Source organism: Streptomyces sp. NPDC005496, assembly GCF_042872045.1.
Taxonomy (GTDB): domain Bacteria; phylum Actinomycetota; class Actinomycetes; order Streptomycetales; family Streptomycetaceae; genus Streptomyces.
Map to the genome: position 1 here is coordinate 97,400 of NZ_JBIAJQ010000006.1, position 25,483 is coordinate 122,882.

Sequence of the window (25,483 nt, forward strand, 5' to 3'; positions counted from 1 at the left end):
TGCGGGACTTCGACGGCGCCACTTTTACGCACAAGCCGGGCGACTCCGGCCGCTCCGGGCTTCGGCGCCACCGTCAGCAGCACCTGCGGGACGTGGAGTTGCCGACGCTCAGAACGGCAGGTCGATCCAGGTGCCGTTGTCCGCCGTGCGCAGGCACCCGGCGAGTCCCGCGTCGTCGAACGCCTGCCGGATGTCGCCGCGTTCCTCACTGAAATGCGCCCAACCGTCGCAGTGCGCTGGGATCACGACGGGCGCGCCCAGTACGGACGCGGCGGCGCTCGCCCGCTGCGCGGACAGGGTCAGCGGACGCCCGCCCATCTTGGCCGGCACCCGCGCCGCGCCCATGAACAGCACGGCGACATCGATCGGCGCCATGCGCCTGGCGATCCTGGCGACGATTCCGACGGAGGCGTTGTCACCGCTCACGTACACGGTCGGCAGACCGGAGCCGCGCAGTACGAACCCGGTCACCTCGCAGTTCACGTGCCCGTCCTGATCGCGCTCTCCGTCGTCGGGCCCGTGCTGGGCGGGGACGGCGCAGACTTCGAGCGTTCCGCCGTCGGGCCGGTCGAGGGCGGCCATGTCCCAGGTCGCGAGCCCTTGCGCGGGTGAGCCCAGGCGTGCGGCGGCGGCAGGGCCGGTGAGTACGAGCGGGGAGCCCAGCGCGAAGGCTCGGCCACGGGTGTCCAGGTTGTCGGGATGCAGGTCGTGACTGATCAGGACGGCGTCGACCGCGCCGAGGTCCGCCTCGGTCGCCGCGGGCCCCGCGGTCTTCGTCAGGTAGCCGTGGTCACCGGCGTCGTCGAATGTGGGATCGCAGACCAGCCGCAGACCGCCGATGTCGATGACGGTGGTCGGTCCGCCGAGCACCGCGACGGCACAGGGTCGGCGTTCGGAACTGACTGCGTGAGCCATGACCGCACCTCGCTGGTGAGTTGCCTCTCTGGAGACTCACTGTAACTGTCATGCCCCTGTGGCGTAGTTCGAGTGGGCGGGGAGCCGCCGCCCTGGGCCCGGGGCTGGAGGCGGCGGAGGCCGGGTCGCACGCGGGGCGACCGCGACCGTCGGCGCGGGCGGTCAGCGCACCTTTGAGCTGTCGCCCGACGGGCCTCAGGCGTCCTGGGAGGAGCGCGCCGTCTGCCGGCCGGCGCCGGTGACCCGCGTCTGCCCGGAGGACCAGTTGGCGGGCTCCGCCGGGGTGAGGGGGATGTCCACGATGATCATTTTGCCGGTGCCGTCCGGACCCGGTTCGACACTCAGGCTTCGGCTGACGGCCTCGACGATCTCCAGGCCGTGACCGCCGAGGCGCCTGGGGTCCCGCTCCAGCACCCGGGGTGTGCAGGGGGAGGTGTCCCGGACGGTGATCCGGGCCTGGGTGCCGTCGGGAGCGAGCTCGATACGCAGGCTGCCGGTACCGGACGTGTGGCGCAACACGTTCGTCACCAGTTCACTGACCACGAGTTGGACGTTCTGCATGTCGTGGGGGGTGGGGGAAATCAGGCCGGACTGCCGGGTCCGCTCGAGGAACGCGCTCGCCGCGTGGCGCGCTCGCGCGCTTGTCATCGCACCGCCGCCCCAGGAGATCTCCCAGTTCGGCGTCACGTTCGAGTCGGGCCCGTGCTCATCCGCCGCCTGCTTCCCAAGCGGGATGACCATGGGTAAACACGCCCTGTCGATCTGTGGTGCTTTGTCACTGTCGTGCTGTCGGCACGACAGCCCACATACCCCAGGTCTCCCACTTTGCAGGCCGGGAGGGGAGTGCGACCGGTCTCGCAGACGCCCCGGGACGAGGATCGGCGACGCTTCCGGCGGCGCTGGAGCCCGCCGGCGGCCCGCGCGCGGCGGCATCACCGGTGCCGGCGCGGGCGGGACCGGCGACCGCGCCGACAGAGCGTTCCGGCCCTCGGCTCAGCCCGACGCCCCGCACGCGATTGCGCGCTTGCTCACGTCGTCCGGCGGCTGCGCTCGGCCCGGATCGCGTCAGGGGCGGACGTACGCAGTCCGCGACCCCGTCGCGTCGGCCCCCAGGGCTTCAGGACCGAGATCACCACCATGAAGACGTACGCGGACAGGGAGACGATCGGCCGGAACAGGAGATCGCCGGCGTCGGGCAGGGGATCGCGCGCGGGCGGGCCTGCTTCTCGGTGGTCACCGGTGTCCGTGGAAAACCGCGTCTTCCCGGGCGGCACACGGCGTGCACGGTCGGTGACGCACTCGTTCGGCCCAGCCTCGCGGGCCGTGCCGAGCGGCCGCTTCTAGCGTCGGGACGTCAGCCGTTCCAGGCTGGAAGGAGGCGTTACATGAGTCGCCGTGGAGTTGTGGGCGGCATAGTCGCCGCGATCGCATCGGTCGCTCCCTTGTCCGGCGTCGCGCACGCTCAGGACCTCGACTGCCGCAATTTCGTCTACCAGGAGGACGCGCAGGCCGTCTTCGACGCGAACCCCGCGGACCCGAACCGTCTGGACGAGGACCGGGGCGTGGACGACGGCATCGCGTGCGAGGTCCTGCCGCACCGCCCTACCGCCTCGCCGAGCAGAGCCTCTGTCCCGGTGCCCCTCACCCCCACCCGTGGTGTTCAGGGCGGTACGGGTGGAGCCGTCCACACCGGTCCGTCCGTCTGGGACGTGAGTCTGGGTGCGGGACTCACCGCGGCCGGCGTGCTCGCGGCGGTCGTGGTGCTGAGGCGGATGCGCCGCGGCTGACAGTCCCGGACGAGCGAGACGGGTCTGGAGTCTGGGGGTCCTGGGCGGTGCACGCCGGTGAGAATCGTTCCGGTCCCGCTCGAGTTCTGCGGAGTCATCCCGGCTGGTCCGGCCCACAGCGGTGCGGCGGAGGGTGCGTCGGTCCTCGGGGTGGTCCGGGCCGTCGGGCACGTCCTCGCACCTCCGCCCTCGAAGATTCCCAGGCAGCGGATTGGCTTATGGAATGTTTATGTTCACGTTCTGGGTGCAGTCGGAGGATGAACGCACTTCCGATTGTCTGAGGAGGAGTCGTGGGCATCATCGCCTGGATTCTGATCGGCCTGCTGGCCGGTGCCATCGCCAAGCTGCTGCTGCCCGGTAAAGACCCGGGCGGAATCATCATCACCATGCTGATCGGTATCGCGGGCGGCCTGCTGGGAGGCTGGCTGGGGAAGGTCCTCTTCGACGTCGACTCCGTTGACGGCTTCTTCGAGCTGTCGACCTGGGTGGCGGCGATCGTCGGTTCCCTGATCCTGCTCGTGCTGTACCGACTCGTCACGGGCAATCGGCGTTCGCACCGTCACGCCTGACCTACCCGTCTCGGCAGGCCCCGCCCTCTCCGGGCGGGGCCTGCCGACGTCTGTCCCGCGACACTCGCGGACGAAGTCCGTGCGCGCAGGATGCCCGGCGCCGCAACGCATGATCGCGGGAGGTCGCGCGAGCGGGTCTCCCCGTCGACGGCGTGCCCGGCCGGGGTCAGGCCCTGCGGGCGAGCTCAGTTGGAACCCTCGCCCGGGGGCTCCTCGGCGGTGATGTCGGCCAGCAGGGCGCGGATCTTGCCGATGCGGGGATGGGACGGATGGAGAAGACGCTCGCAGTCGTCGAGCGCCTGCCGCGCCGTGGTCTCCGCCTCGACGCGGCGGCCCAGGCCGTGCAGGGCGTCGGCGGTGACCATACCCAGGTGTCCGGTTCCGGCCCGGGAGACGGGTGCGGTGGGGATATGGCACTCGGCCAGGGCCTCCTCGTACCGGCCCTGCCCGTTCAGACTCTGGGCCAGCAGACACCGCAGGGAGGTAGCCCTGCTGCCCTTCGCGCGCGGCAGATGTCCCCGTGCCACGGCCTCGGCCTCCTCGTACCGGCCCTGCGCGCACAGGACCTCCGCCAGGCACGCCAAGGCGGACAGTTCGACGTCCCACACGTCCGTCAGATGCGCCAACCGGGTCACAGCGCGCAGGACGTCGGACACCTCGGCCTCTGCCTCGTTGTAGCGCTCCAGGCGGATGAGGACGGTGGCACGGCTCACCCGGTTCACCAGCAGGACGGTCCGGTCGGTGCCGCTGGTGTGCGCCAACTCGACCGAGAGCGCGTCCAGTTCCGGCAGGACATCCTCCCCGCGTCCGTGCAGCACGGCCGCCGACGCCGCGAACGTCCTGGCCAGCCACACGGTCATGGCGTCCCGGCCTCCGTTGCGGTGGGGCACGGTCGCGAGGGCACGTGCCCGGACCTCGACCTCCTCGTACCTGTCCGCTTTGACGAGACTCAAGAGCTCTTTGAGGGCCGCCGTCTGGGATTCGGAGAATCCCTTCGCGTCCCGCCGGGGCCACCACCGCACACCGCGCATCCGTACGAACTCCACGAGGAGCGACGGTACATGGGCCTGGCCGTTGTGTTCGGCGGCGGCCCGCGTTCATCCGGCTCAAGGGCGCCTGGGTGCCCAAGTGAACAGAGTGTCAGCTGTGTTGAGATCAGCGGGGCGTACAGGGCGTACGTGTGGTCCGGTCGGCGCTGTCGGGCCTGCGGCGGAACGACGGGCGGAACCCGGCGCGGTGGGCACCGGTACGCGGGATACCGCACTCACCCCACTACTTGTCCGTCGGCACCGGTCGCCGCAGCAGATACACGGCGGCGGTCGTCACGAGTACGGCCATGCACGCGATGAACACCAGTCCCGCGCCCTCCAGCCCGAGCGGTTCCGTCAGCAGCCCCACACCGATGACCGGCACCGAGATGCCCGCGTAAGCCACCACGAACAACGTCGAGATCACGGCAGCACGGTGCTCGGGCGGGGACGCGCCGGCCACCGCGGACAGCGCGCCACGAAAGGCGAGCCCCTGCCCGACGCCACCGACGACGGCGGCCAGGGCCACCAGCACCAGCAGGTCCCACCGCAGCGCGCCCGCGAGGAGCGCCAGCCCCGCGAAGAGCAGCGCACAGCCCAGTGGCAGGGACCGGCTCACCCCGACCCGGCCGACGGCCAGTTGCCCGCCGGTCGAGGCGAAGAAGGCCAGCGCGACGACCAGCCCGCTCACGGCGTGGTTGTGCACGTCCAACGACTGCGCCAGGAACGCGGGACTGACCGAGGTGAACACCCCGAACAGCGCGAAGCCCACGAACGAGGCGATGGCGGCGGGCGCGAACACCGACCTGACCTGAGGCGGAAGGCTGGGTCGTTGTGGCCGTACGCTCCTCAGCGGCTGTCGCTCGCGTACCGTCTCCGGGAGCCACAGCAGGACGGCGGCCGAGCAGGCCACCAGGGCGAGGTGCACGACGAACGGCAGGTACAGCGGCCAGTCCGCGTACTGGGCGAGCACTCCGGCGAGCAGCGGGCCGCAGCCGAGCCCGCCCATGTTGGCGGCCGTCGCGACCAAAGTGGCCCGTGCCGCGGCACCCCGCGGCGCCAGGTCCATCACGTACGCCGTCGCCGCCCCGGTGAACAGGCCGGCGGACAGGCCCGACAGCAGCCGCCCCACGTACAGCCAGCCCAGCCCCTGGGCGGCCAGGAAGCACACGGCGCTCGCCGCCGCGAAGCCCAGACCCCACAGCAGGACGGGCCGTCTGCCGATGGCGTCCGAGGCGTTGCCCGCCGCCAGCAGCACGGCGATGACTCCGAACGCGTACACGGCGTACACGACGGTGACCGTCAGCTCGGAGAAGTCGAACTTCTCCTGGTACAGGCCGTAGAGGGGAGTCGGCAGCGTGGTGCCGGCCATGCACACGGCGAACACCGCCCCGCCCAGCAGACACGGGAGCCAGCCACGGCGATCACTGTCCATGCCGCCGACCGTAACCCCGCCCGGCCACCCGGACCGTGATCGGCGTGCCGTCGGGAGCGAGGGCTGCCGATGACACGCCCACGCGTTGCAGGTGCACCGCTCGCCCGCGCCGCCCTCGCGCTTTCGCCACCCACCGCCGGTCTCCCTCCGACGGCGTACACCCGGTGGTCCGCTCCCGAGGCCCGGGTGAGAGTGGCACAGGGCCGCGCGCCGCAGCCCCGGCGTCGTCGGCCGGCGCATGCCACGCGGGAGGGAGACGTCCATGCCACAGCACACGCGGTCCGGTCCCGAGGGCCTGGATCGGCGTCCCGAGGCCGAGACGGGAGTCACGGTGCGGCTGTTCGCCGGACCGCTCCGTCGTCGCCATCTCGGCGCGGTGGAGGCCCAGTTCGCCGTCGTCGCGCCGTGATCCGGCGTCCGTCGAGCCGCTGATGACCCACCCCGGCACCCTCGTCCTGATCCTCGCGGCGTCCGTCCTGGCGCCTCTGCTCGTCTACGCCTCGGGCCGCCACATCAGGGTGCCGCTGGTCATCTTCGAGATCGGACTCGGCATTCTGATCGGTCCCGACGTCCTCGGCTGGGCCCAGCCCGACAAGGTCGTCGACACCCTCGCCGACCTCGGACTGTCCATGCTGATCTTCCTGGCCGGCTACGAGATCGACTTCGCGGCGGTACGCGGTGACACGCTGCGCCGCTCCGTGTGGGCGTGGCTGGTCTCGCTCGCGGTGGGCATCGGGGTGGCCTTCCCGATCAGCGGCGGGGACGCCTACGAGGCGTTCGTCATCGGCACCGCGCTGACCAGCACGGCGCTCGGCACGGTCCTGCCGATGCTCCGCGACAGCGGCCAGCTGCGGGGCCGCTTCGGCACCGTGATGTCGTCGTTCGGCGCGGTGGGGGAGTTCGGCCCCGTGGTCGCCGTGGCCCTGCTGCTCAGCGGCCGCCGTCCGGGGGAGTCCGCGGCCCTGCTCGCCGCGTTCGGTGTGATCACGGCCGGCGCCGTGTTCTGGGCGCTGCGCCCGAGGCCGCCGTGGTTCGCCCGGCTGACCGAGCGGACCCTGCACAGCAGCGGGCAGTTCGCGGTCCGTTTCGTGATGCTGCTGCTGGCCTGCATGCTGGGACTGGCCGAGGTCTTCGGTCTCGACGTGCTGCTCGGCGCGTTCGCCGCCGGTGTCCTGACGCGTCTCGTCCTGCACCGAGCCGCGCCCGAGAGCAGCGAAGAGGTCCTGGGCAAGGTGGAGGCCATGGGATTCGGCTTCCTGGTGCCCCTGTTCTACGTGGTCACCGGCATCGAGTTCGACCTGCACGCGCTGCTGCACGACCTCGGGGCCCTGCTGCTCGTGCCGGTGTTCCTGCTGCTCGTCGTGCTGGTGCGCGGCGGCCCGGTCTACCTGCTCGCTCCCCGCGACCTCACGCGGCCGGACCGGGCCGCGCTCGCCCTCTTCGCGTCGACGTGCCTCCCGCTCGTCGCGGCGATCACGACCATCGGCGTCGACCAGAAGGTGCTCGGCTCGGACGCCGCCGCGGCGCTGGTGGGCGCCGCGATGATCTCGGTCCTCGTACTCCCGCTGCTGGCGATGCGGGTGCGGTCGTCCACCGGACCCACGGCCCGCGAGGAACCGGACCTCGGCACGGCGAAGGACGCGGAGACGTGGTGAGGGGGGTAGGCGTTCGCGCGCGAACTCAGGCCGGCTCCTCCCTCTCGAAACGACCGGCGGAGGTGAGGCCCTCGACGAAGGACCGGAAGTCGGGGGCGAGGGGCAACTCCGTGCCGTCGTCCGCCTCGAACCACGTGACGGACGGTTCCCCGTGGCACCCCCCGGCGCGGTAGTCGAGCCCGATCCACCAGTGACCGTCGCCCGAGAACGTCACCACGTTCGCGGGCAGCTCCCATTCGGCCACCAGATAGGGGCTGTCCAGCATGGACAGTGCCTCTTCGCGGTGACCGATGCCCATCATGCTGTCGAAGGGGACGTGGTCGGCGCTCCACGACGTCGGGCCGCTCGTGGGAAATGCGTTCCAGTCGTCCGCGATCTGCCCGCCATTCCGGGTGCGGAGCAGATCGAGCAGGGTTCCGGGAAGGACGACACCCAATCGGTCCTCCGCCTGCGCGATCGCCTGTCGTGTCAGGGGCAGCTGTACGCCGTAGCTGCTGTCGGGGTCCCAGAGGAGTTGCCGTAGGTCCTCAAAACGTGCCATGGCGTGCATCGTAGGAGCCGAGGGTGACGCCGAACCATGCCGCGCCGTCGCCGACCCGCCCCGGCAGCGGCTACTGGCGTCTGCGGCAGCATCCCCGACGGCGCGTCCATCGGCGTCCACGGGCCACCGCCCCACCCGACGACCGATCTGCACGCCTCCGCCGCACGGACGCACGCAGCGGCACGGTCGGGCGGCCCTTGGGTCTACGGATTCTGCCGGTCGGTGCCGTACCGGGCGAGCATCGTCTCCACGGCCTCGTCGACGGCGTAACCCGTCTCCCGCGCGCCGGGGTCCCAGTCGGTGAGCAGCATCCGGGGCCACAGGACGAAGTTGGCGATCATGCCGAGGAACTGGTTCGCGGCACTCTCCGCGTCGGGCACGCGGGCGGTGCCGGCCTCGTCCTCCGCCTGTAGGTAGAGCCGCACGGAGTCGAAGTAGGGCAGCTTGCCCAGCTGGAACTGCATCGTGCCCAGCTCGGGCAGGCGCGGCAGCTCGGCGATCACGATCCTGAACAGGGCCGTCATGCCGGGCCGGCCCATCAGCTCGGCGTACTGGCGGCCGATGACCTCCAGCCCCGCACGCAGGTCGCCCGCCGGGGGCCGGGCCGGTGCTTCGCCGGACCCCTGCTGCCAGGACTCGGTCACGATGGCCTCGAACAGGGCGGCCTTGGTCGGGAACTGCTTGAACAGCGTCGACTTCGACACGAGGGCCGCCTCGGCGATCCGGGCCAGCGACGTCCCCCCGTATCCCCGTTCCAGGAACAGTGCGGTGGCGGACGAGGTGATCGCTTCCCGCTTCTGCTGAGCCAGCCGACGGTGGTGGTCGGAGAGTCCTTCTGCCATGAGGACAGTATGCCTGGGTGGCGAGGCGAGTCACTTGACTCGCCTCTGGGGTGACCCTACGGTGAAAGAGGCGAGTCGGTCGACTCGCAGCCCGCGCCGTGGCAGTGAGCCCGGCGGGCTCTTTCCTTTTTCCGCCCGAGGAGTCGTTGCATGGACAGCAAGAAGATCGCGCTGGTGACCGGTGCCAACCGGGGGCTGGGCCGCGGTACGGCGGTGGCGCTGGCGCAGCGCGGGGCCAGGGTGATCGTCACGCACCGGGGCGACGAGGCGGGGGCGCGGGAGACCGTTGAGGCGGTGCGGGCGGCCGGGTCCGCCGCCCTCGCGCTGCGTCTCGACATCAGTGACGTCGATTCGTTCCCTCTCTTCGCGGCAGGGCTCGGCGACCATCTGCGGCTCTGGGACGCCATACGGCTCGACATCCTGGTGAACAACGCCGGGGTGGGGATCTTCGGCCCCTTGGAGCAGGTCAGCGTCGCGGACTTCGACGCGATGATGGATACCAACGTTCGCGGCACGTTCTTCCTCATCCAGGCTCTGCTGCCGCTCCTTGCCGACCCCGCCGGCGTCATCAACGTGTCCAGCTCCCTGACCCGCCACACCAGCCCCGCCACCGCCGTCTACTCGGCGTCCAAGGCCGCCGTCGAGGCACTCAGCCGCACCCTTGCCCTGGAACTGGGGCCGCGCGGCATCCGGGTCAACTCCGTCGCCCCGGGGCCGACCGCCACCGACTTCAACGGCGGCGCCATGCGCGATGACACCGACATGCGAGCGGGGCTGGCGGCGCAGACCGCTCTGGGTCGCGTCGGCGAACCCGCCGAGATCGGCGACGCCATCGCCGCCCTCGCCTCCGACAGCCTGCGCTGGGTCACCGCCCAGCGCCTCGAGGTCTCAGGAGGCGCCCTGCTCTAGGCGCCCTGCTCTAGGTGTGCTGATCGGACGGGTTGGTGACGCGGCTGGCTGGGGTGTAGCCGCCGACGCTCTCGTATCCCGCTTCCCGCTCGCCACGGCCGGTCGGATCTGGCGGTCGTCAGTGATCGCGGCAACGACAGACTCCGGGGCTACCGCATCGCCCCGTCCGGTGCCGGCGCCCCCCTCACCGACGTGACCGACCCGTCCGCTCCCGCCGTCTTCTCCTCGAACCGGGACGAGATCAACGACCAGCCCACCGCTTATGGCCTCGCCACCTGGACGGACCGGGCCACCGGACGCGCGTACGCCCTGGTCAGCCGCCGCTACGAAACCCGCCTCGCGCTCCTGGAGTTGCGGCCCGCCTTCGCCGGAACGGTCGGCTACCGCCAGATCCGCACCCTCGACCTGCCGTCCGCCTTCCGTCTCCCCGCCGGCACCTCCTGGACCCCGTGCGGTGAACCGGGCGAGGCCCGCAGGGCGAGGGGACGGTGGCGGACCCGGCGCACGGACTGCTCTACGCCGGACAGGAGGACGTCGGCATCTGGAGGCTGCGCGTCGAGCTCACCGGCCCACCCGTCCTGGTCGACAAGGTCAGGGAGTTCGGCGTCCCGGGCACCTATGACGACGTCACCGGGGAGTGCACCCCGGGCGCGGCCCCGGGCTACGACGGCACCCGGCTGGCCGCCGACGTCGAGTGCCTCACCCTGCTCCAAGTACCGGACGGCGACGGCTACCTCATGGCCTCCAGCCAGGGCGACGACACCTTCGTGCTCTACGACCGTGGGGCCGACGAGGACAACGAGTACGAAGGCGGCTTCCGGATCGTGGCGCGAGCAGCACGTTCGACGGATCCGAGCAGTGCGACGGTGCCGCCGTCCTCAACGCCCCACTGGGCAGCCGCTATCCGCAAGGCCTGCTGGTCGTCCAGGACGGCCACGACACCCCCGCCGTGACCGACGGTGAAGGCGAGGAGCGCGAAGCCACCGGGGGCGTTTCGCGCACGAGTCGGTCGCCGTCGACCCGTACAGCGGTGCCGTCCACGAGACCGACGCCTCCTCCGCGCCGTTCGGCCTGTTCCACCGCTTCCTGCCGGACGAGCCGCTCGGCGGCGCGGGCCGCCTTCGCCACCGTTCCGCGGTCCCCCACCAGGGAGGAGGGATGATCGCGCACCCCATGAGCCGAACGGTGACGAAGGCGGAGTGTGCGCGAATTCCGGGCATGTCACCTCACTCCCGTAATCGGAGGGCATCACCTCGTTTCCTACGACGACGGGGTGGATACCCGGGGCGCCGACAACACGTTTTCACCCCGGTTCTCACCTTGCCGGTGACGTGGCGCCCACCGCGCCACGGCGTCGACGGCGGACTGGGCCTGGACCGAGGAGGAGGGCTCATGACCGATACGGGACGTGTGCAACAGGCGACGCAGACATCCAAGGAGGAGGTGTCCCAGACCGCTGGGCAGGTGAAGCAGGCCGCGAGTGACGTCACGTCGACGGCCGTAGATCAGGCCAGGAACGTGACGGACGAGGCGCGCCGGCAGGTCGGCTCGGCATTCGGGGACCTTCAGGACCGGGTCCGCGCGGAGGCCGACGGTCAGGTGCAGCGGCTGTCCGGAACGCTGCGGCAGTGGGCGCAGGACCTGACCGGGCTCGCCGACAACGCGCCGGGCGACTCACCGGCCCGTGCCCTGGTCGACCAGGCGGCGGGCGGCGGCCACCGGGCCGCCGACTACCTGGACAAGAGCGGTGTCGACGGAGCGCTCCAAGACCTCCAGCAGTTCGCCAGGCGCCGCCCCGGCGCGTTCCTGGGCGGGGCGGTCGCGGCCGGGCTGCTCGTCGGCCGGCTCGCGAAGGCCGGGAAGAAGGCGAGCCAGTCCGGCTCCACCGGTGGCGTACGGACGGGGCAGGGCTCCACCGCCCCGCAGTCCATAGAACCGCCTCCCCAGATGCCGCTGCCACCGTCCCAGGGGGTGCCGCCCGCGCCGGTCGTACCGCCCACCACGCCGCCGGTGCCGCCGCACCCGGGGGTGTGAGATGGCGTCGGCATACCCCCCGCCGGGGTCGCAGGGATACGGACAGGGACGGTCGGAGGGCGGGGACCAGTCGGTAGGCGCGCTGCTCTCCACGATCACCTCCGACGTGCAGCAACTGTTCCGCCAGGAGGTGGAGCTGGCCAAGGTCGAGGTCCGCGAGGAGGCCACGAAGGCGGGCAAGGCCGCGGGCATGTACGGCGGCGCCGGTTTCGCCGGCTACATGGTCGCCCTCTTCCTGTCGCTGGCCGCTGTCTTCGGCCTCGCCAACGTGATGGACGCCGCGTGGGCGGCACTCATCGTCACCGCCGTGTGGGCCGTCATCGGGGCCGTCCTGTACGCGAAGGGCCGCTCCCAGATGAAGACGGTGTCACCCAAGCCCGAGCAGACCGTCGAGACGTTGAAGGAGGACGCGGAATGGGCACGTCACCCGACCAAGTGAGGGCCGAGATCGAAGCGACGCGGGAGAAGCTCTCTCAGGACGTGGACCGGCTGGCGGATCGCACCAGCCCCTCGCGGGTCGTACGCCGCCGCACCGAGCACGTCCGCGGGGCCGTCACCGGGCTGCGCGAGCGTGTCATGGGCAGCGCCTCCACGACCGCGGGCCAGGCCACCGACCGCACCCGCCAGGCGACCCAGTCCCTCCAGGAATCGGCCGGACAGGCCACCGACACCGCCAAGCAGGCGGTGGGCCAGGCCGGTGAAGCCGTTCAGAACATGCCGGAGCAGGCGATGCGCCAGACCCAGGGCAATCCTCTCGCGGCCGGTCTGATCGCCTTCGGAGCGGGGCTCCTCGCGGCTTCCCTCCTCCCGACCACGCAGGCCGAGGAGCAGGCGGCCGCGCAGCTCGCCGACCGCGCCGACGGTGTCATCGAACCGGTCAAGCAGGCCGCGGTGGAATCGGCCCAGCAGCTCAAGCAGGACGCGACCGAAGTCGCGCAGGACGCCGCCCAGAGCGTCAAGGAGACGACGGTGGACGCGGCGCGCACCACACAGGAAGAGGCACGGGGCAAGGCCGAGCACGTCACGGATCAGGCCCGGTCCTCGGGCCAGAACATCGCCGACGAGGCCCGGCGGCCGTCCGGCGGAGGCCTGTGATCCGCTGAGCCCGCTGGTGGCGGCTCGCTTCGGAGAGACGAGTGACGCCGCGACCCATCGCGACAGGATGTCCCCGGACGGCACCCGCCCAGGGACATCCCGTCGGCGCGAACGGGCCCTGCCTACAGGGCGGCAGCGGGCACCGGCGTCGCACGAACGGCGAAGGGGATCGCCGGATCAAGAGTCCCGGCTCGTGGTGGTGTGAAGACGGGAGTGAACCATCGTGAGGACCATCAAGGACCAGAGCGTTCTGCAACTCGGCGGCCACGGCAGCGTCCTTGTCCGGCAGCGCCGTGAACACGTGCAGATGGACGAGCTGATGAACCGGTACCGGGCCATGGGCGACACACGCCGACGCGAACAGATCCTGCGGCAGCTCGTCCAACTGGTTTTCAGCCACGCCTTCGCGGAGGAGAGCGTGCTGTGGCCCGCCGTACGGCGCTCGGTCCCGGGCGGCGAGGAGCTCACCGCCCGGGTCGAGGAGGAACACCAGGAGATCAACGGTCTCGTGGCCGACATGGAGCGTCTGTCCCCGGGAGATCCCGAGCGCGAGGACAAGGTGCGGCGAGCCTTCGATCTGATACGGCAGGACATCAGAGACGAGGAGGACCTGCTGTTGCCCCGGCTCCAGGACGCCATGGACGACGCGCGGCTACGGGGACTCGGCACCGCCTGGGAAGCGGTACGGCGGACCGCCCCCACCCACCCGCACCCCGTCATCCCCAGGCGCCCGCCCGGGAACGCGCTCCTGGGCGTACCCCTCAGTCTCTCCGACCGTGCCCGCGACGCTTTCGGCGTCAACGGTTCCGCTCCCGACAAGGCGCTCATCGGCGTGGGTGCTGCTCTGGCCGCTGTCACCGCCGTGGTCGTCCTGCGCAAACGGCTGTGAGACAGCGGCCGTTGACGACGCGGGTACGAGATCACCCGTGCCGAGGTCTCCCGAAGCGGACTCCGCGTGCGCCTGTGGAGCGCTGCCGCCGAGGGTAACTCACCATCGCAGCGCGGGAGTCGACAGCGGGGGAGGGGTGCGCCGTCGGAGTCACCGCCTCGGTGGAGGACAAATCATCCCACCGGGGCCGTGCGTCTCGCCCCTGCCCGCCGGTCTTTCACGATCCGTCAGCCGCTCACGGACATCAACGCAGTCGGCGAGCACGCAGCACCACGTCATCGGTGTGATGCGCGCCCGCGCCGCCATCGGGTGCCACACGTGGACGCTGCTCGTCGGCTTCGATCTCCCAGTCGTCGTCGAGCAGGGCGGAGATCATCGAGGGCCATACGTAGTCGGCGGGATCGAAGTCCCCGTCGTCCACCTGCCGTGTCTCCATGCCGGCGTGATGCACGACCAGCAGTACGCCGCCGGGTGCGACGGCCGCGAGCAGTGCGCGCTCGGCAGCCGCATCGGGGGTGCGCAGCAGCGCCGGGTACTGCGCGGAGACCAGGTCGAACGAGCCCGGCGCGAGCGCCGCCTCCGTCAGTGCGGCGTGCACCCAGCGAACGGTGACACCGGCGTCCCGCGCGTGCCTGGCCGCCCGCTCCAGCGCCACGCCGGAGACCTCGATCGCGGTCACCTCCCAGCCCTCGCGGGCCAGCCAGACGGCGTCGGCGCCCTCGCCGCAGCCGACGTCGAGTGCCCGTCCGGGAGTGAGCCCGGCGACCTCGGCCTCCAGCGCGCCATTGGGCCGGCCGCTCCACAATTGCTCTCGCCCGGCGTAGCGCGTGTCCCACTCTTCCCGCACCGCCGGGTCTCCGGCGTAGGTGTCGGCAGACGTCGGCAGGTCGGCCATGGTCGTTTCTCCTACGGTGTCGTCGCTCACGGACCCACGGTCGGGCAGGATGCTCCGCCCCGGCCAGTCCGCTTGCCGAACCGGCAAAACCGGGCTCGGACAGAGGTGTTGCCGGCTCGCCAGGCAAGTCCGAGTGAAGTGACGGCTCTCCGGCGCCCCTTCTGAGGGCGTTCTCATCACAGAACAACGTTCATTGTTGTGAACGAGCGTGTGACGTGGTGGTGCTCCGGTATGCCGACCCTAGTCAGGTGAAGACCGGGTGCAGGTGTGGCGCCACAACGCGGATGGCGCAGCGACGGAAATCGACTGAGGGAACGCTGTTCACATTCTTGTCAACTCGGCGACGACCGCCCTATCCTCGCGGAGAGAAAGCGCTTTCCCGGTGTGCGTCGACCGCGCCGGAGAAGGTGGCCGCGGTACAGCCGTCGCAGCCCGCAAGCCGTAACCGATCCGGCGAGGGGTGGCGTAAAGGCCGACCGCGCCGAGGTGCCGACGTGCCGGGAGTCAGGGATGGGCTCCGGGGTACGGACGCATCGCCCTGCCCGCCGTCGTGGCCACGGCGACGGGCGCCCGCACCGCACTCAGGTTCCGACCGGGACGCACTTCCTTCCCCGGGGTCGCTCCTCTCGGCGGCGTACGCCTCCGCCGCGGGCGTGTACTCCAGGGGTCCGGCATCCCATCCGCACACCGGCCGCACTTCAAGTCAGAGCTGTATCACCCGCACCACCGTTCCTCTCGCCTGGTGGCGAGAACAACACCCGCACCGGATCGGCAGATCCGAATGTGCCCTGCGTACATGACATCTGCATGGCATTTCGGTGATCTCCCCCTGCCTGCCGACCGGGCTCGGACGTGCGCGGCACCCCCGGCACGCGATGACGAAAGACGAGGCAAGGATGAGAAAGCCAGTCGCACTGCGACTCTCCGCGGCACTCGGCACACTGGCCCTGGCGGCGGCGACAGGCGTGGTCCTGTCGATGCCCACCGCTTCGGCGGCAGCGGCCGGAGCGACCGGGTTCGCCACCCAGAACGGTGGGACGACCGGCGGCGCCGGCGGAGCGACGGTCAAGGCCACCACCGGCACCCAGATCCACCAGGCGCTGTGCAGCAGGGCCAGCAGCAGCACCCCGCTGGTCATCCAGGTCGAGGGGACCATCACCGTCGGCAACACCGCCAAGGTGTCCGGGACCAGCTGCAACACGGCCGCGGGCGTGATCGAGCTGAAGGACATCAGCAACGTCACTCTCGTCGGAGTGGGCGGAGGTGCCGTGTTCGACCAGATCGGCATCCACATCCGCCAGTCCAGCAACATCATCGTCCAGAACGTGACCGTGCAGAACGTGAAAAAGTCCGGCTCGCCCACGTCCAACGGCGGTGACGCCGTCGGCATGGAGACCGACGTGCACAACGTCTGGGTCGACCATGCCACGTTGGTCGCCTCGGGAGGTGAATCGGAGGGTTTCGACGGCCTGTTCGACATGAAGGACAACACCAAGTACGTGACCTTGTCCTACAGCATCCTGCGCAACTCCGGCCGTGGCGGGCTCGTCGGTTCCAGCGACAGCGACCTCGCCAACGGGCCCGTCACCTTCCACCACAACCGGTACGAGAACATCGACTCCCGTACGCCCCTGCTGCGCGGCGCCACCGCGCACATCTACAACAACTACTACGTCAGCCTGAACTCGTCCGGCATCAACCCCCGCGCCGGCGGCAAGGCCAAGGTCGACAACAACTACTTCAAGGACTCCAAGGACGTCCTTGGCACCTTCTACACGGACCTGCCCGGCTACTGGCAGGTCAGCGGCAACATCTTCGACAACGTGACCTGGTCGGCCCCTGGGGAGGACAACAACCCGGCCGGCCCGAACCCGACGTCGAACACGACCGTGAGCATCCCCTACGCCTACACCCTGGACGGCGCGTCCTGCGTACCGTCGATCGTGACCGCGACGGCGGGCGCCAACAACGGCCTGAAGGTGTCGGACGGCAACTGCACGCCGACGACGCCCACTCCCACCCCGCCGTCGTCGCCGACGCCCACGCCCACTCCGACGCCCACGCCCACGCCGATCGGGACCAACCTGAGCATCGGCGCCGACTCCGACGGCTCCAGCAAGGCGAGCGGGACCAGTTACGGCAACGTCCGTGACGGAAACACCAGCACCTACTGGTCGCCGGCCGGCTCGACCGGCTCCATCTCGATCAAGTGGGGCTCCGCGACGACCATCTCCAAGATCAACATCAAGGAGGCCTCGGGCGCCACCGGCAACATCGGCTCCTGGCGCGTACTCAACGGCGACACCGGGTCCGTGCTGGCCTCGGGCAGCGGGGCGGGGGTCGTCTCCTTCGCGTCCACTTCGCTGAAGAAGGTCACGTTCGAGATCACCTCGTCGAGCGGGACGCCCAAGGTGGCCGAGTTCGAGACCTACGCCTGACCGGAACGGCGTGACCCGGCCGGCCGCACAAGCGGCCGGCCGGAGCCGCTCCTGACCTGTCTGTCCGATCAGTCAGCCTCGGGAGAGTGCGCGAGAAATTGGACGCGACTGTGGCGCCGGGCGTGCCAGGCTGACGGAATGTCACTGGCCGCCTCAGACAGGAGCATCCGATGCAGGCGCCGTCCCGCCTCGCTCCGTTGGTGGAGCAGTTCGACTTCGCAAGCCGGCGCCTCACCGCCCGTATGTCTGGGCCGGGCGTGGACAGCGGCGACGGGGTGGATGCCGAGGTTCAGCCCCATGACGGGTGCGGAGTTCCTGTGGGAGCCGGTGCCCGGTTGTTGGTCGGTCCGGCGGCGCGTGGACGGGGCGGGACCGCGTGTGACCTTCCTGGCGGGTACCGGTGACTGGGGACGCGACGCCGCCTCCTGTCCGCACCCCTGGCCGCCGACCTTCACCACCATCGCCTGGCGGCTGAGTCACCTCAGCGAGATGCTCCTCCTACGCGCCGACCACACCGCAGGCAGTCACGCGCTGACCCGGGACGACTACGTTGTGAGCGGGGACGTCACGGGAGCGGTCGCAGAATTCGGCGCAGCTGCCGAGGCTTGGCGGACGGCCCTGTTGCGCGTCGACGACGTCGCACTCGACACCGTGGGGTACCGCACCTATCCGCACGGCAGCGACCCGGAGGAGCCGTTCCTCGACATCGTGTGGTGGGTCAACCAGGACTTCTGACCACGGCGCCGAGGTCGCCCTGCTGCGCGACCTGTATCGCGCCTGCGCGACTGCCGGGAACGACGGCACGACACCTACGAGGCCGTCGATTGCGCCATCCGACTCATGAACCCGAGGAACGCTCTGACCTGTGGATCGACCTCGGGCGGACGCGGAGGGCGCCTTTCCGAGTGATCGACTTCTGGTCATCGAGTCGGCCGACGGTGCACCGTCGGCCGCGTGGACGCGCCCCACCTCGTCGCCCTCGCGCGCGTCGGAGCCGGCACCCCTGACCAGCAGTAGGGCAGTGGGCCACCGCAACTGTTCCTCACTCGCCGGTCTCGCCGTCGATGAGCTCTCGCGCGATGTCGAGGTGACCGAGATGGCGGGCGTACTCCTGGAGGAGATGGAAGAGGATCCGCCCGAGCGAGGGCGCCTGATCGGGCGTCTTGAAGCGGCCTCCGAGACGGGCCGTGTCGCTCAGTGCGGCTTGCAGCGTGAGGGCCTGCGCGGCGGCTACCTCTGCCTGATACGCGGCCAGAATCTGTGCAGTGGGGGTCCCTGAGGGCACCGTCCATTCCTCAGCGTCTCCACCCGGCGGATACGCGATGACGTCCTCGGCGCCGAACCCCCAGCGCAGCCATCGGCGTTCGACCCAGCCGAGGTGCTGGACCAGGCCGAGCGGCGACCAGCCCAATGGTTCCACAGGCGTGCGGAGTTGTTCGTCGGGCAGCCCGGCGAGCTTTCGCAGGAGAGCCTCGCGGTACCACTCCAGATAGCCGAGCAGCAGTTCATGGGCGTCAGAGACGTCGACGGCAGGGCCGTCCAAGGGCGCGGGAACGCTCGCCGAGGGTTGCTGCATATGGCGAACGTAGCGTGATTGCACGGCCGACCTCATGTCCCCCTGTTCACCGCGGGTATCGGCGCCCACATCTTCAGTCTCGTGGGCGGTAGGGGCCCAGCGTGGCCAGGTACCGTGCCATCCACACCTCAGGAGGGGGCAGTTGGTGCGACCGGTGTTGTTGGTGGATGTCGACGGGCCGTTGAATCCGTATGCCGCGAAGCCGTACCGGCGACCCGAGGGGTATGAGACGCACAGGCTGCTGACGCGGAACTGGGAGGCCGCTGAGCGGCGGCGGCTCACTGAGTTCGGGTTGCCGGACAAGGCGGTGAAGCCCCTGCGGGTGTGGCTCGACCCGCGCCACGGCCCGGCGCTGACAGCGCTCTCCTTCGACCTGGTGTGGACGACGACCGGTGCTGGGGCTGCCTCGACTGCCGTTCATCTCCTGGCCCGGCCTTCGTGCTGGTCAAGTGCCTCTTGGTCGGAGCACAGGATCAGACGGAGGCCGTGTTCACGTCCCCAGAATCCTCGTACGAGCGAGTGTTTGATCTGCAGTTCGAGGGTCGGGGCTCTGAGAGACGCTCAGCTCGGCCACGACTCGGTCTCGGCCTGGTCAACCGTGATGCAGCGCCCGGCGTGACGTACGAGCGTGGGACCATGACCTTCGAGCCGAGATCGCGTATACCGCGCTTACCGGGGAACGATTGTCGCGCTGGAAAGTCTTCAGACTCGCGGGGCGACGGGTTCACGGGTGGCTGCATAAGCCTGATCGTGCTGCTCATCGAGATCCCGGTCGCCTTTTGCTGGGGCTGACGTCGGTCATCCGTGGATGGGGCCGTGTGGAAGAGCAAACCGCCGCACCCCCGATGGACTGGGTTCCGATCCTCTGGCTCGGCGGGTTCACACTAGGCGTGCTGGTGATCGCCTTCATCTTCCTGCGCTCGGCGCATCCGTTCGCAGGAGCGGTCCAACTAGTCGTGGCAGCCGTTGCACTGTTTTTCACCATCGCTGCCTGGCACGACCAGCACGAGCGTGCCCACCCACCTCCGCTACCAACGAGGGCCGGGATGCCTTCGAACCACGTGCCCGACCGGTAGGACCCACAACGGCGGACGCCGAAGCACAAAGCCAGACACACGCTGCAACTGGGGCAGCCATGCACACTCAACCCCCGCGAACTGTCGCGGTCAGCCACCGGCGACCATAAAGAACAAGCTGACGGCGTGTTCTGGAAGACGCCCGCGATCGTCGCGTGGGCGAAAGGCCGGGTGTTCGCATGGATCGACGACGAGATCACCGAGGCCGACCGCACCTGGGTGCTGGACCACCATGACGGTCCGGCCCTGCTTCACCGAGTGGACCCCCGAAGCGGCCTCGTCGATGAGGATTTCGACGTGTTGGGCGCTTGGGCGGCCCAACTCGGTTGAACGGCACGACCGTTGGCCGCTCGTTCATTCGCCTTGGTTGAGTTGTTGCCGCGTCGCGTAGGCGTCCGGACGGTAGCGGCTTGAAATGTGGGGCGGCGTGGAGGGTGGCGCAGTCGGTGCTCAACCGCTGCTGAGGGACACCGCCCCTCACGTCGTCTCGGCGTGCCGGCCGCGGTCTCCGAGTGGGCGTTCCAGGGCCAGCCTCGTAACGCGTCGCCAGTCGGTCTCCGCGGCGCTCCGTGGCGTGCCGGGGCGATGGCGTGGCACGCGGACCCTGAGTGCTCCGGGGGCGCTGCGGCACACGACCGGTGCGGGCAGCACGGTGTGCTCGCCGTCGATGCCGACCGGGAGGGTGCCGGTGTCCGACTCGACGACGACTTCCTCGGCGTTGAGGCGGATGAGTCCCTCCGTGCCGCCGGCGCGCGGTCCGCGCACCAGGGTCGCCGCCTGGGCGGCGTTGTCGACTCGTACGCACACCACGCCCAGCTGTCCCGAGTCCAGCCGCTTCCTGCGTCCGGGGTGGGCCGCGTCGACGGCACGCCCGTACGGGTTGTTGCTGACGAGCAGTGCCTGGAGCCCCTCGGAGCGTGTCCGTCCGGCCCGCATCCGCAGCCGGGGTGCGTCGGCGCCGGTGAGGAGACCGGGCAGGGCGCGCAGGATCGTCTGCGTCTTCGCGTCGCGGTACTCGGGGTCGGCGACCACGGACGCGTACGTCCCGAAGGAGGCGTTGTTCACGAAGACGCGGTCCGCGGCGTAACCGAGGTCGACGCGGAGTTCCACGGCGTCGGTCAGGGCCTCCAGAGCTCGGGGCGGGTCGTCGCGGTCCAGTCCGAGGTCGAGGGCGAAGTGGTTGCGGGTACCCACGGGCACCACCACGAACGGCAGATCGTGCTGGGCGGCGACCTCGGCCACCAGGGCCTGGGTTCCGTCGCCGCCCGCCACCGCCAGCAGGTCGGCACCGTCGGCGACGGCCTGCCGCGCCAGCTCGGACACGTCCTGGACGCCCTCCAGCAGGGTCACGCGGCAGCCCGCCTCCCGGGCCTTCTCCACGAGGTGGAAGCGGCCCACCTTGCCGCCGCCCGAGCGCGGGTTCATGAGAATCCAGGGATGGCGTGCGGGCTCGGTCACCAGGTGTCCGGTCGCGTCGCGCCCCGGTGCCAGGGCGACACGCGCGGCCGTGGCGGCGAGTGCCCACAGGCCCAGCGACAGGAAGGCGGCCCACAGGATGCCGGCCGCCGCGTACAGAGCGAGCACGGCGGCGGGCGCGGCCAGTGACAGGGCGACTCCGAGGACGCGGGCCACGCCGGTGTGGGCGAGGGCCCACCACACACCGGCGACACCGAGTGCCAGCCCGGCGAGACCGACCAGCAGCCACAGCACGCTGCGCAGGCCGGCGGTGACGAGCGGCACCAGGACGGCGGCCAGCAGGGCGAGCAGTGCGAGGCGAGCCCATCCGGCACCTCGGTGCCGCGAAGTCCCGGCCGTGCGTGGACTGTTCATGGGAACCGTGCCGTTCGTTCCACGTGCGCGCCCTTCCTGTCCGCGGCCGCCCGGCGAGCGCGTGCCGTCAGGCCGAGTCGAGGTGGTCGTCCCCGCGTACCGCGCACAGGGCCCAGATGACGAACCCCGAGATCGCGATCATCACGACCGACCAGACCGGGTAGTACGGCACGGAGAGGAAGTTGGCGATGATGACGAATCCGGCGATCACCACGCCGGCGACGCGGGCCCACATCGTGGCCCGAACCAGCCCGAGGCTGACGACGACGGCCAGCGCGCCCAGTACCAGGTGGATCCAGCCCCAGCCGGTCAGGTCGAACTCGAAGACGTAGTTGCGTGTGGTGAGGAAGATGTCGTCCTCGGCGATGGCCATGACGCCCCGGAGGATGTCGAGCACTCCGACGATCATGAGCATGACGCCCGCGAAGACCGTCAGTCCGCCTGCCCACGCCTGCTTCCTCGGGTCGGCCTGCCGTGTGTGTGTCGCGCTCATACCGCTGCCTCGTTTTCGTGTCGTCGGACACCTGCTCAGCGTGCGGAGCCTGCGGCTGTCGCGCCGCCTGGGTGCTGGGACGGACCGTGTCCCGACAGCACCAGTTCCTTCGCCCTGCGGAACTCCTCGTCCGTGATGGCTCCGCGGTCGCGGATCTCGGCCAGCCGGGCGAGCTCGTCGACGCTGCCGGTCCCGGGCGTGGTGCCCGCCGCCTGCCTGATGTAGGCGTCGAAGTCGGCCTGCTGTGCGCGTGCCTGGGCCATCTCGCGACGGCCCATGTTCTTGCCGCGTGCGATGACGTAGATGAAGACGCCCAGGAAGGGCAGCAGGACGGTGAGGACCAGCCAGCCCGTCTTCGCCCATCCGCTCATCGCGTCATCACGGAAGATGTCGATGACCACGCGGAACAGCAGGATGAACCACATGATCCACAGGAAGAACACGAACATGCTCCAGAAGACGCTCAGCAAGGGATAGTCGTACGCCAGGTACGTCTGCGCGCTCATCTCGCCCTCCGTTCCCGGCGCCTCCGCCGGCCGACCTGTGTGGTGTTCTCAGCGTGGCCTCGGCGGGTGCCTGTCGACCTCACCCGGCGCGGGTGACTCCGGGTGCGCCCGACGGCCCGCGTCCCCACCGCCGGGACGGTGCCAGGACGCGGACGCGGCGCGGTACCAGTCCGAGGAGGCCACGTACTCGCCCAGCGCGAGGCCGGAGACCGCCACGAGGAACACGGCGATCAGCCAGGACAGGACCGTGAAGACGGGCCCCAGCGGGCCGAACTCCCGCAGGCTGCGTTCCACGGCCGTGGGCATGAACAGGGCGGCGGCCCAGCTCAGCACCACGGTGCCCGTGCCCGCCAGCAGCGCTCCCGGCAGCAGGTTCCGCCAGCCGATCCGGCCGCCGAGCAGCAGGTGCTGGGACCACCACCACAGCAGCGTCGCCGACAGCAGCGCCAGCACCCACCCGATGACCGCACGGCCGCCGAAGCCGCTGCGCAGCGGCGCCTGGACGAGGAGGACGGCCAGCCAGACCACCAGCCACAGCAGCCAGCGCCAGACCGCGGCGCGGATCGGCGCGCGTGGCAGGTGCCAGCACCGCTCGCACACCGCTTGGAGCGCCCGGCTGAAGGCCGTGGCCGACACCAGCGTGACGATCACACCCAGGGCGCCGACCGCGTCGCGTGTCGTGCCGGTGGCGGCGAAGGCGCGACGCACCTCGTCGAGGGTGTCGCCGCGCACTCCGAGAACCGTACGCACGGAGTCGGCCAGCAGGTCCTGCACGCCCGCGGGGGCGAACGCCGCGACGGTCATCAGCAGCGGCAGCGCGGTGATGAAGGCCTGCGCCGCCAGCCGCACGGCGCCCTCCACGACGTTGAGCGCCGACAGGCGGGTCAGCAGCCGTGCCGCCTGACCGGACCGCAGGCCCGCCGCGACCCGCTCCACCGCCATGCGTCTACGGTTTGCCGGAACGGGGCCTGGTTTCCTGACCATGGCTCACGTGGCCGCCGGTCGGTGCTTCTCGCCGGCGGTCGGACCCGCCGCGGCCGCGAGGACCGCCGCCAGGATCAGGGCGGCGAGGACCAGGCAGACGATGAGCGCGACCGCGCCCACCGAGGGGTGGTTCCACCGCAGCAGCGCCAGGGCTCCCGCCGCGATGAGGCCGGCGGACACCCACTTCGTGAGCATCATCAGCCGGTGGTACGGCGTCGTCCAGACGGCGAGCGCGGCGAGTACGAGGGTCACCACGGGCACCCACGTGCCGACGACGTCGAGCAGCCGCATCGTGTCCTGCGCCTTGTTCAGCTTCTCCGTCTCGAACAGGGTGATCGTGCGGTCGGTGTCGGGGATGGCGGTGGCCTTGCCGAAGCCGGCGTCGACAAAACGCTGGCGCACCTCGTCGACGACCTCGCCGACGTCCAGGCGGACCGTGTCGCCCTCCGCGCTCACGACGCCGCTCCGGTCACCGGTGAGCATGCCCACCACTGCGCCGTGCGCCCGCCGGTTAACGCCCTCCCAGGCCTGCTGGAAGACGTCGCTGGTGATCACGCGGCTCACTGTGCGGTCGACGACCTCTGTGACCGCGGACCGCAGAGGGCCGGTGAGTGCCTCGGCGCCGTCCACGACGCGGGGTTGTGCCCCGGCGTCCTGGAGGGCCTTGGCGAGGGAGTCCGTAACGGCTTTGACGTCCACATCCGCGACGACGCGGTCGGAGAGGCGGTCGGTGACGACCTTCTGCACCGAGGGTTCGGACGCCGGCGGCGCGACGGTCTGCACGTACCGGTCGGTGTCCGTGACCAAGTCCTGGACCCAGGCGGCGACCACGGCCAGCGGCGCGAGCAGCAGCGTCAGGAGCGGCAGGACCGACGCGCCGGCCCGGCGCACCCGGCGGTGCCGTACACCCGCGTGCCGACGCAGGCGTTCGTACTCCGCGCGTTCCGCGGCCGTCAGGGGGTGGGTGGGCGCGCGGTCCTCGGGGCTCGGTGAGGCCGGGTTCATGCGTGCTCCCCTCCTCGTGCGGTGAGCGGGTCGCCGCGAGCCCCTCGACCGGCGGCTCCCACGGGCCGGGCCGCGGTCAGGTCCTCGCACCGGAGGCGTGCGCGCCCGGTACGCCGGCCCTGCGGAGCGCGGCCCGCCAGGCCAGGGCGACGGCCGCTTCGGCCAGGCCGAGCAGGACGAGCCACAGCCCGAGGAGCCGGGTCAGGGCGCGGGCGGATTCGGTCGGCAGGGCCAGGACCACGATGCCCGCGACGATGGCGAGCACCGCGACACCCACGACGACGCCGCGGTGGGGGAGGTCCTTGGCGGCGATGGCCGTGTAGAGGGTCAGGACGCCGGAGGCCAGCCATACGACGCCGACGATCAGGGACAGGGCGGCGATGGTCTGCAGCGGGTTGCGCAGGCACAGCACTCCGGCGAGGAGGTACAGCACCGCCATGAGCAGCCCGGGCAGCCGTTCCCCGGACTCCTCCCGGCCGAAGACGGCCACGAAGCGGAACACTCCGGCGGCCAGCAGGTACAGGCCGACGAGGACGGCCAGGACGTGCAGGGTCTCGTCCGGCCAGACCAGGACCAGGACACCTGGCACCAGGGTCGCGATCGCCGAACACAGGATCCAGGTCCACGAGCGTCCCAGCTGTGCCAGTACGTCGACGGGGTTGCCGGCCGGGCGTGGGGCCGGCCCGTCGGTGAGGATCTCCGGTCCGGTGGGCGGCGCCGGATCACGCGGCATGGTCATGGCTCCTCCTCGCCGAGCAGGTCGCTACCGGACCGCCGGCTGGACGGTGCGCGGGGACCTGACCGCCTCAGCGTCCCCCGTGCCGCCCGCCCGTCGGGTCACCCGCCGCGGGTGATCCGGCGGACCGCGCCGCGGTGTGAGCTGGGACCCGGACGTGTTCGCCGGACCCGCGGTGAACGCAAGCAGCACGTCGGACGGAACGAAGAGCCATGGCATGAGCGAACCCGGAACGGACCGGCACA

Annotated in this window: 25 protein-coding genes and 5 pseudogenes; 15 read left to right on the plus strand and 15 right to left on the minus strand. The window is 70.8% G+C overall.

Features of this window, described 5'->3' with window-relative positions; all coding sequences use genetic code 11:
- Window positions 1-108: 108 nt before the first annotated feature.
- The 3 genes and pseudogenes from ACFYQQ_RS19590 to ACFYQQ_RS19600 form a co-directional block, all read right to left on the minus strand.
- Window positions 109-915 carry an MBL fold metallo-hydrolase gene (locus tag ACFYQQ_RS19590; RefSeq protein WP_388904876.1) on the minus strand — a complete coding sequence of 269 codons (807 nt, stop codon included), beginning with the start codon at window positions 913-915 and terminating at the stop codon, window positions 109-111.
- 195 nt (window positions 916-1,110) lie between these two features.
- Entirely contained in the window at window positions 1,111-1,656 is a 546-nt protein-coding gene (locus tag ACFYQQ_RS19595; RefSeq protein WP_388904877.1) for an ATP-binding protein, read from the minus strand.
- 287 nt (window positions 1,657-1,943) lie between these two features.
- Window positions 1,944-2,126 (minus strand): annotated as a pseudogene (locus ACFYQQ_RS19600) (DUF2269 domain-containing protein); the annotation flags it as partial.
- A 174-nt stretch (window positions 2,127-2,300) separates the two neighbouring features.
- Between ACFYQQ_RS19600 and ACFYQQ_RS19605 the strand changes: the two are divergent.
- Together ACFYQQ_RS19605 and ACFYQQ_RS19610 are read left to right on the plus strand one after the other, a co-directional pair.
- The gene (locus tag ACFYQQ_RS19605) at window positions 2,301-2,702 is read left to right on the plus strand and encodes an excalibur calcium-binding protein (RefSeq protein WP_355795494.1); all 402 of its coding nucleotides are present in this window, start codon (window positions 2,301-2,303) and stop codon (window positions 2,700-2,702) included.
- Window positions 2,703-2,992: 290 nt separating this feature from the next.
- Window positions 2,993-3,271, plus strand: coding sequence for a GlsB/YeaQ/YmgE family stress response membrane protein (locus ACFYQQ_RS19610; RefSeq protein ID WP_356169872.1), 279 nt, complete (start codon window positions 2,993-2,995; stop codon window positions 3,269-3,271).
- A gap of 185 nt (window positions 3,272-3,456) precedes the next feature.
- Here the strand turns inward: ACFYQQ_RS19610 and ACFYQQ_RS19615 are convergent, their stop codons facing one another.
- Window positions 3,457-4,224, minus strand: coding sequence for a tetratricopeptide repeat protein (locus ACFYQQ_RS19615; RefSeq protein WP_388904878.1), 768 nt, complete (start codon window positions 4,222-4,224; stop codon window positions 3,457-3,459).
- A gap of 319 nt (window positions 4,225-4,543) precedes the next feature.
- The gene (locus tag ACFYQQ_RS19620) at window positions 4,544-5,734 is read right to left on the minus strand and encodes an MFS transporter (protein ID WP_355794869.1); all 1,191 of its coding nucleotides are present in this window, start codon (window positions 5,732-5,734) and stop codon (window positions 4,544-4,546) included.
- A gap of 262 nt (window positions 5,735-5,996) precedes the next feature.
- Between ACFYQQ_RS19620 and ACFYQQ_RS19625 the strand changes: the two genes are divergently transcribed.
- Together ACFYQQ_RS19625 and ACFYQQ_RS19630 are read left to right on the plus strand one after the other, a co-directional pair.
- Window positions 5,997-6,143 carry a hypothetical protein gene (locus tag ACFYQQ_RS19625; RefSeq protein WP_356169880.1) on the plus strand — a complete coding sequence of 49 codons (147 nt, stop codon included), beginning with the start codon at window positions 5,997-5,999 and terminating at the stop codon, window positions 6,141-6,143.
- A 22-nt stretch (window positions 6,144-6,165) separates the two neighbouring features.
- The gene (locus ACFYQQ_RS19630) at window positions 6,166-7,389 is read left to right on the plus strand and encodes a cation:proton antiporter (protein ID WP_355779760.1); all 1,224 of its coding nucleotides are present in this window, start codon (window positions 6,166-6,168) and stop codon (window positions 7,387-7,389) included.
- A 25-nt stretch (window positions 7,390-7,414) separates the two neighbouring features.
- On the opposite strand, the gene ACFYQQ_RS19635 is transcribed toward ACFYQQ_RS19630, so the two are convergent.
- Together ACFYQQ_RS19635 and ACFYQQ_RS19640 are read right to left on the minus strand one after the other, a co-directional pair.
- Window positions 7,415-7,930 carry an SMI1/KNR4 family protein gene (locus tag ACFYQQ_RS19635; RefSeq protein ID WP_355779718.1) on the minus strand — a complete coding sequence of 172 codons (516 nt, stop codon included), beginning with the start codon at window positions 7,928-7,930 and terminating at the stop codon, window positions 7,415-7,417.
- Window positions 7,931-8,133: 203 nt separating this feature from the next.
- Window positions 8,134-8,772 (minus strand): TetR/AcrR family transcriptional regulator, encoded by a 639-nt coding sequence (locus ACFYQQ_RS19640; RefSeq protein ID WP_355779721.1) that lies wholly within the window; start codon window positions 8,770-8,772, stop codon window positions 8,134-8,136.
- Between the two features lie 150 nt (window positions 8,773-8,922).
- Here ACFYQQ_RS19640 and ACFYQQ_RS19645 point away from each other — a divergent pair, with 150 nt between their 5' ends.
- The 6 genes and pseudogenes from ACFYQQ_RS19645 to ACFYQQ_RS19670 all read left to right on the plus strand — a co-directional run bounded on the left by ACFYQQ_RS19645 (window position 8,923) and on the right by ACFYQQ_RS19670 (window position 13,699).
- Window positions 8,923-9,681, plus strand: coding sequence for an SDR family oxidoreductase (locus tag ACFYQQ_RS19645; protein ID WP_355779724.1), 759 nt, complete (start codon window positions 8,923-8,925; stop codon window positions 9,679-9,681).
- 96 nt (window positions 9,682-9,777) lie between these two features.
- Window positions 9,778-10,669, plus strand: a pseudogene (locus ACFYQQ_RS19650) (phytase); the annotation flags it as partial.
- 404 nt (window positions 10,670-11,073) lie between these two features.
- On the plus strand, window positions 11,074-11,715 hold the full coding sequence (locus tag ACFYQQ_RS19655; RefSeq protein ID WP_355779727.1) for a hypothetical protein: 642 nt from the start codon (window positions 11,074-11,076) through the stop codon (window positions 11,713-11,715).
- A 1-nt stretch (window position 11,716) separates the two neighbouring features.
- Window positions 11,717-12,154, plus strand: a complete 438-nt coding sequence (locus tag ACFYQQ_RS19660) for a phage holin family protein (RefSeq protein ID WP_355779730.1) — start codon at window positions 11,717-11,719, stop codon at window positions 12,152-12,154.
- On the plus strand, window positions 12,130-12,810 hold the full coding sequence (locus tag ACFYQQ_RS19665; RefSeq protein WP_355779733.1) for a DUF3618 domain-containing protein: 681 nt from the start codon (window positions 12,130-12,132) through the stop codon (window positions 12,808-12,810). The genes ACFYQQ_RS19660 and ACFYQQ_RS19665 overlap by 25 nt, the downstream gene beginning before the upstream one ends.
- A 223-nt stretch (window positions 12,811-13,033) precedes the next feature.
- A complete protein-coding gene (locus ACFYQQ_RS19670; protein WP_355779736.1) occupies window positions 13,034-13,699 on the plus strand; it encodes a hemerythrin domain-containing protein in 666 nt (221 codons plus the stop codon).
- Between the two features lie 244 nt (window positions 13,700-13,943).
- Here the strand turns inward: ACFYQQ_RS19670 and ACFYQQ_RS19675 are convergent, their stop codons facing one another.
- Window positions 13,944-14,594 (minus strand): class I SAM-dependent methyltransferase, encoded by a 651-nt coding sequence (locus tag ACFYQQ_RS19675; RefSeq protein ID WP_355779763.1) that lies wholly within the window; start codon window positions 14,592-14,594, stop codon window positions 13,944-13,946.
- An 896-nt stretch (window positions 14,595-15,490) separates the two neighbouring features.
- Here ACFYQQ_RS19675 and ACFYQQ_RS19680 point away from each other — a divergent pair.
- Window positions 15,491-17,032: a polysaccharide lyase family 1 protein gene (locus ACFYQQ_RS19680; RefSeq protein WP_388904879.1), complete on the plus strand. Its 1,542-nt coding sequence runs from the start codon at window positions 15,491-15,493 to the stop codon at window positions 17,030-17,032.
- Between the two features lie 170 nt (window positions 17,033-17,202).
- Window positions 17,203-17,876: pseudogene (locus ACFYQQ_RS19685) on the plus strand (DinB family protein).
- A 198-nt stretch (window positions 17,877-18,074) separates the two neighbouring features.
- Here the strand turns inward: ACFYQQ_RS19685 and ACFYQQ_RS19690 are convergent.
- Complete coding sequence (locus ACFYQQ_RS19690; protein ID WP_355785726.1) at window positions 18,075-18,608, minus strand: DinB family protein; 534 nt, start codon at window positions 18,606-18,608, stop codon at window positions 18,075-18,077.
- A gap of 142 nt (window positions 18,609-18,750) precedes the next feature.
- Here ACFYQQ_RS19690 and ACFYQQ_RS19695 point away from each other — a divergent pair.
- The 3 genes and pseudogenes from ACFYQQ_RS19695 to ACFYQQ_RS19705 all read left to right on the plus strand — a co-directional run.
- A pseudogene (locus tag ACFYQQ_RS19695) lies at window positions 18,751-19,039 on the plus strand (hypothetical protein); the annotation flags it as partial.
- 348 nt (window positions 19,040-19,387) lie between these two features.
- Window positions 19,388-19,684 (plus strand): DUF6234 family protein, encoded by a 297-nt coding sequence (locus tag ACFYQQ_RS19700; protein WP_388904880.1) that lies wholly within the window; start codon window positions 19,388-19,390, stop codon window positions 19,682-19,684.
- 123 nt (window positions 19,685-19,807) lie between these two features.
- Window positions 19,808-20,014: pseudogene (locus ACFYQQ_RS19705) on the plus strand (hypothetical protein); the annotation flags it as partial.
- Between the two features lie 147 nt (window positions 20,015-20,161).
- On the opposite strand, the gene ACFYQQ_RS19710 reads toward ACFYQQ_RS19705, so the two are convergent.
- The 6 genes from ACFYQQ_RS19710 to ACFYQQ_RS19735 all read right to left on the minus strand — a co-directional run bounded on the left by ACFYQQ_RS19710 (window position 20,162) and on the right by ACFYQQ_RS19735 (window position 25,241).
- Window positions 20,162-21,514 carry a diacylglycerol/lipid kinase family protein gene (locus ACFYQQ_RS19710; RefSeq protein ID WP_388904881.1) on the minus strand — a complete coding sequence of 451 codons (1,353 nt, stop codon included), beginning with the start codon at window positions 21,512-21,514 and terminating at the stop codon, window positions 20,162-20,164.
- Window positions 21,515-21,581: 67 nt separating this feature from the next.
- On the minus strand, window positions 21,582-22,007 hold the full coding sequence (locus tag ACFYQQ_RS19715; protein WP_388904882.1) for a hypothetical protein: 426 nt from the start codon (window positions 22,005-22,007) through the stop codon (window positions 21,582-21,584).
- A gap of 35 nt (window positions 22,008-22,042) precedes the next feature.
- Window positions 22,043-22,513 carry an SHOCT domain-containing protein gene (locus ACFYQQ_RS19720; RefSeq protein ID WP_356169911.1) on the minus strand — a complete coding sequence of 157 codons (471 nt, stop codon included), beginning with the start codon at window positions 22,511-22,513 and terminating at the stop codon, window positions 22,043-22,045.
- Window positions 22,514-22,561: 48 nt separating this feature from the next.
- Window positions 22,562-23,455 carry a YhjD/YihY/BrkB family envelope integrity protein gene (locus ACFYQQ_RS19725; protein ID WP_356169914.1) on the minus strand — a complete coding sequence of 298 codons (894 nt, stop codon included), beginning with the start codon at window positions 23,453-23,455 and terminating at the stop codon, window positions 22,562-22,564.
- A 45-nt stretch (window positions 23,456-23,500) separates the two neighbouring features.
- Window positions 23,501-24,502, minus strand: a complete 1,002-nt coding sequence (locus ACFYQQ_RS19730) for a hypothetical protein (RefSeq protein WP_355794461.1) — start codon at window positions 24,500-24,502, stop codon at window positions 23,501-23,503.
- A gap of 76 nt (window positions 24,503-24,578) precedes the next feature.
- Complete coding sequence (locus ACFYQQ_RS19735; RefSeq protein ID WP_355794462.1) at window positions 24,579-25,241, minus strand: DUF308 domain-containing protein; 663 nt, start codon at window positions 25,239-25,241, stop codon at window positions 24,579-24,581.
- Window positions 25,242-25,483 lie beyond the last annotated feature (242 nt).

What these genes read in the sequence shown, in the direction of transcription:
- ACFYQQ_RS19590 (WP_388904876.1), bottom strand. Translation starts at nt 915, where the DNA reads ATGGCTCACGCAGTCAGTTCCGAACGCCGACCCTGTGCCGTCGCGGTG.
- ACFYQQ_RS19595 (WP_388904877.1), bottom strand. Translation starts at nt 1,656, where the DNA reads ATGGTCATCCCGCTTGGGAAGCAGGCGGCGGATGAGCACGGGCCCGAC.
- ACFYQQ_RS19605 (WP_355795494.1), top strand. Translation starts at nt 2,301, where the DNA reads ATGAGTCGCCGTGGAGTTGTGGGCGGCATAGTCGCCGCGATCGCATCG.
- ACFYQQ_RS19620 (WP_355794869.1), bottom strand. Translation starts at nt 5,734, where the DNA reads ATGGACAGTGATCGCCGTGGCTGGCTCCCGTGTCTGCTGGGCGGGGCG.
- ACFYQQ_RS19625 (WP_356169880.1), top strand. Translation starts at nt 5,997, where the DNA reads ATGCCACAGCACACGCGGTCCGGTCCCGAGGGCCTGGATCGGCGTCCC.
- ACFYQQ_RS19630 (WP_355779760.1), top strand. Translation starts at nt 6,166, where the DNA reads ATGACCCACCCCGGCACCCTCGTCCTGATCCTCGCGGCGTCCGTCCTG.
- ACFYQQ_RS19635 (WP_355779718.1), bottom strand. Translation starts at nt 7,930, where the DNA reads ATGGCACGTTTTGAGGACCTACGGCAACTCCTCTGGGACCCCGACAGC.
- ACFYQQ_RS19640 (WP_355779721.1), bottom strand. Translation starts at nt 8,772, where the DNA reads ATGGCAGAAGGACTCTCCGACCACCACCGTCGGCTGGCTCAGCAGAAG.
- ACFYQQ_RS19645 (WP_355779724.1), top strand. Translation starts at nt 8,923, where the DNA reads ATGGACAGCAAGAAGATCGCGCTGGTGACCGGTGCCAACCGGGGGCTG.
- ACFYQQ_RS19655 (WP_355779727.1), top strand. Translation starts at nt 11,074, where the DNA reads ATGACCGATACGGGACGTGTGCAACAGGCGACGCAGACATCCAAGGAG.
- ACFYQQ_RS19660 (WP_355779730.1), top strand. Translation starts at nt 11,717, where the DNA reads ATGGCGTCGGCATACCCCCCGCCGGGGTCGCAGGGATACGGACAGGGA.
- ACFYQQ_RS19665 (WP_355779733.1), top strand. Translation starts at nt 12,130, where the DNA reads ATGGGCACGTCACCCGACCAAGTGAGGGCCGAGATCGAAGCGACGCGG.
- ACFYQQ_RS19675 (WP_355779763.1), bottom strand. Translation starts at nt 14,594, where the DNA reads ATGGCCGACCTGCCGACGTCTGCCGACACCTACGCCGGAGACCCGGCG.
- ACFYQQ_RS19680 (WP_388904879.1), top strand. Translation starts at nt 15,491, where the DNA reads ATGAGAAAGCCAGTCGCACTGCGACTCTCCGCGGCACTCGGCACACTG.
- ACFYQQ_RS19690 (WP_355785726.1), bottom strand. Translation starts at nt 18,608, where the DNA reads ATGCAGCAACCCTCGGCGAGCGTTCCCGCGCCCTTGGACGGCCCTGCC.
- ACFYQQ_RS19710 (WP_388904881.1), bottom strand. Translation starts at nt 21,514, where the DNA reads ATGAACAGTCCACGCACGGCCGGGACTTCGCGGCACCGAGGTGCCGGA.
- ACFYQQ_RS19715 (WP_388904882.1), bottom strand. Translation starts at nt 22,007, where the DNA reads ATGAGCGCGACACACACACGGCAGGCCGACCCGAGGAAGCAGGCGTGG.
- ACFYQQ_RS19720 (WP_356169911.1), bottom strand. Translation starts at nt 22,513, where the DNA reads ATGAGCGCGCAGACGTACCTGGCGTACGACTATCCCTTGCTGAGCGTC.
- ACFYQQ_RS19725 (WP_356169914.1), bottom strand. Translation starts at nt 23,455, where the DNA reads ATGGCGGTGGAGCGGGTCGCGGCGGGCCTGCGGTCCGGTCAGGCGGCA.
- ACFYQQ_RS19730 (WP_355794461.1), bottom strand. Translation starts at nt 24,502, where the DNA reads ATGAACCCGGCCTCACCGAGCCCCGAGGACCGCGCGCCCACCCACCCC.
- ACFYQQ_RS19735 (WP_355794462.1), bottom strand. Translation starts at nt 25,241, where the DNA reads ATGACCATGCCGCGTGATCCGGCGCCGCCCACCGGACCGGAGATCCTC.